This is a genomic window from Lacinutrix sp., assembly GCF_037625555.1.
Taxonomy (GTDB): Bacteria; Bacteroidota; Bacteroidia; order Flavobacteriales; family Flavobacteriaceae; genus Lacinutrix.
The window spans coordinates 1-2,902 of the sequence record NZ_JASJHV010000137.1; the positions used below are offsets into that span (position 1 = coordinate 1).

Annotated in this window: 2 protein-coding genes and 1 pseudogene; 1 reads left to right on the forward strand and 2 read right to left on the reverse strand. The window is 33.4% G+C overall.

What is annotated here, in order from left to right:
• Positions 1 to 556: pseudogene (locus QNK89_RS11280) on the forward strand (hypothetical protein); the annotation flags it as partial.
• Here the strand turns inward: QNK89_RS11280 and QNK89_RS11285 are convergent.
• Together QNK89_RS11285 and QNK89_RS11290 are read right to left on the reverse strand one after the other, a co-directional pair.
• Positions 543 to 1,631 (reverse strand): heparan-alpha-glucosaminide N-acetyltransferase domain-containing protein, encoded by a 1,089-nt coding sequence (locus tag QNK89_RS11285; protein WP_340171258.1) that lies wholly within the window; start codon positions 1,629 to 1,631, stop codon positions 543 to 545. The pseudogene QNK89_RS11280 and the gene QNK89_RS11285 sit on opposite strands and share 14 nt — an antisense overlap.
• A 4-nt stretch (positions 1,632 to 1,635) precedes the next feature.
• Entirely contained in the window at positions 1,636 to 2,901 is a 1,266-nt protein-coding gene (locus tag QNK89_RS11290; protein ID WP_340171260.1) for a sugar MFS transporter, read from the reverse strand.
• Position 2,902: the final 1 nt, after the last annotated feature.

Here is a 2,902-nt window from a genome sequence, read left to right on the forward strand (position 1 = left end):
TGATATTGTGCTTAGTTATTATAATGGTGGTGAAAAATTTCCGGTAAGAGGTCGAGAATGTTCATCACAACAAATACCAGCCATTAAGAAAAAATTTAAAAATTATGAAACCTATTCTAATGCAACTTTAGTAGATATATATACAGAACAGGACTTAAGCGCATCGTTACATTACCAAGTAAACTCTTTTGCAAGTGTGTTTTTAGAAAATAAGGACGGTGCATTTATTACACATGAATTGCCTATTGAAGCTCAATTCTCAAGTATCAATCAAATTTTAGTTGATGATTATGACAAAGATGGAAATCTAGACGCTATCATTGCCGGAAATTTATATGTTTCAGAGGTTGAAACTCCAAGAAACGATGCTAGTTTTGGTTACTACTTAAAAGGAGATGGGAAAGGAAAATTTAAAGCAATTCCTCCCAGTAAGAGCGGTTTATATATCAAAGGAGATACCAAGGACATGGTAGAAATTAAGATTAAAAATAAAAAGTATATAATCGCAGCAAAAAACGATGACTACCTTCAATTTATAGAAATTAAACCTTTATAAAAATTTTCTTTTTAAACATGATATATCCTAACCCCACATAAAAAAAGACGGCAGTTAAACCATATAAAAGAGAAGAGAAGTTTGCTGATAAAAAGGAGTGCACAAAAATAGTTTCATATAAAAAATTATGAAGCGTATGCTGTCCTCCTATTTTAATTAGATACATGGTTTTAGAAATAAAACTTGACAAGAAGTAAATGGTAATTGCGTTCATGCCCACATACTTGAATATATTGCCAAATTTAAGTCCCTTGATGTCTTTTAAATAATAAATAAATGCCAGAATTAAAGTTGCCCAACCACTAGTTACTAATACAAAACTACTACTCCAAATTGCTTTATTTATTGGAAACCAAATATTAAAAATATATCCAGAAACTAAGAAAGTAACTGCGGCTAAAATTAAGTATTTAATTGCATTGTGGTTATCGAGTAGTTTTCCAATTAAAATACCATAAATACAGGTTACTATGGCTGGTAGTGTGCTTAATACTCCCTCAGGATCGTAATCTACTTGCCACATGTGTTTTCCTAAAATAGTAAGATCTATATAATTAGCCCAATTATTGGGCGCTCTATCAAAAGAGGGTAAAGTTCCGTTTGGCAAAGGCACAAAGCCTAAAAATAGCCAATAACTAACTAAAATTAGTAGGGCAATTCCAAATAAATATTTCCAATTAAAATTTAAATACAAGATTGCTGAAATAAAAAACACAATGCCTATTCTTTGTAAAACGCCAAAAAACCGAAGTGTTTCAAAATCATTAAAAAAAGGAATATAAGGTAGAAATAAATTCAAAAACAATCCCAATCCAAAAAGTTTTAAACTTCTGATGGTTATTTTTTTATACGTTGTTTTTGAATTTTCACTCCTCTTGTATGCGAAATAAATTGAAATCCCCACAATGAATAAAAAGAATGGAAATATTAAATCTGTGGGCGTTAAACCATGCCATGTTGCATGCAGTAATGGTGAATATACAGCGTTCCAAGTTCCTGGAGTATTTACCAAAATCATTAACGCAACCGTTAAGCCTCTTAAAAAATCTACAGATTCTATTCTCTTTTTAAACATGTTGTTATACTTTTTTCAAGCCCATTTTATGTCCCCAAAAAGCATAATAGAGAATAATAAGGTAACAAGGTAATAAAATCCAATAGCCAAAAGAGGCAGCTTCTGCTAATGCACCAAATTCATTTGTGCCTGTTGCTAATAATTCTTCTTTTTTATGATCTACTAAAGCGCCATATAATGGGGGTAAAACTGCTCCACCAGAAATGGCCATGATTAATAATGCGGATGCTGTTTTGGTAAACCTCCCTAAACCTTTTAGTGTTAATGGCCAAATTGCTGGCCAAACTAAAGCATTTGCAACCCCCAAAGCTGCTACAAAAAGTACCGATGTAAACCCGGTAGTAAAGACAATGCAAAATGAAAGTAAAATACCTAGAATAGCACTTACTTTTAACGCGAAAGATTGACTGATATATTTAGGTATTAATAGTACACCTAAAGCGTAAGTGGCAACCATTGCCATTAAAGTGTATGTTGTAAAAGAGTTAGACTGTTCTCCTAAACCCAAAGAGTGTCCGTAAGCAATAATAGTATCACCAGCAATTACCTCTACCCCAACGTATAGAAACAATGCCAGCACTCCTAGCCATAAATGTGGAAACTGAAAAACACTTGTTTTAGACGTCTCTCCTTCCTTTGGTTCTTCTATTGGAGCTGCTTCAACATTTGGTAATGGTGCTTTTCTAATTAAGATCCCTAATAAAAACAGTACCAAAGCCATTACAATATAGGGCGTAATAACGCTATCTGCCATCGTATTTAATAAATCCTCTTTTTCTTCAATGCCCACGGTACTTAACTTTTCCTTTATCTCTCCAATACCAGACAATAAAATAGTGGCGAAAATAAATGACCCTAATGCTCCAGCAACTTTATTGGCAATTCCCATGATTGCAATCCGCTTTGCGGCACTTTCCATAGGTCCTAAAATAGTAATATACGGGTTGGAGGCCGTTTGTAATAAAGTCATTCCGATGCCTTGTATAAAGATAGCAGTTAAAAACATCCAATAGGTTCTTGCATTCGCAGCCGGTATAAATAATAAAGCACCAAATGCCATTATTATTAACCCTAAAGACATTCCTTTTTTGTACCCAATTTTATCAATGATGTAAGAAGCTGGCAACGCCATTACGACAAAAGAAATGTAAGAAGCAGATGCTACTAAATAAGACTGTGCATCTGTAAGTTCATTTATGGTTTTCATAAACGGAATTAGCGCACCGTTTATCCAAGTAACAAAACCGAAAATAAAGAACAGACCTGCGATA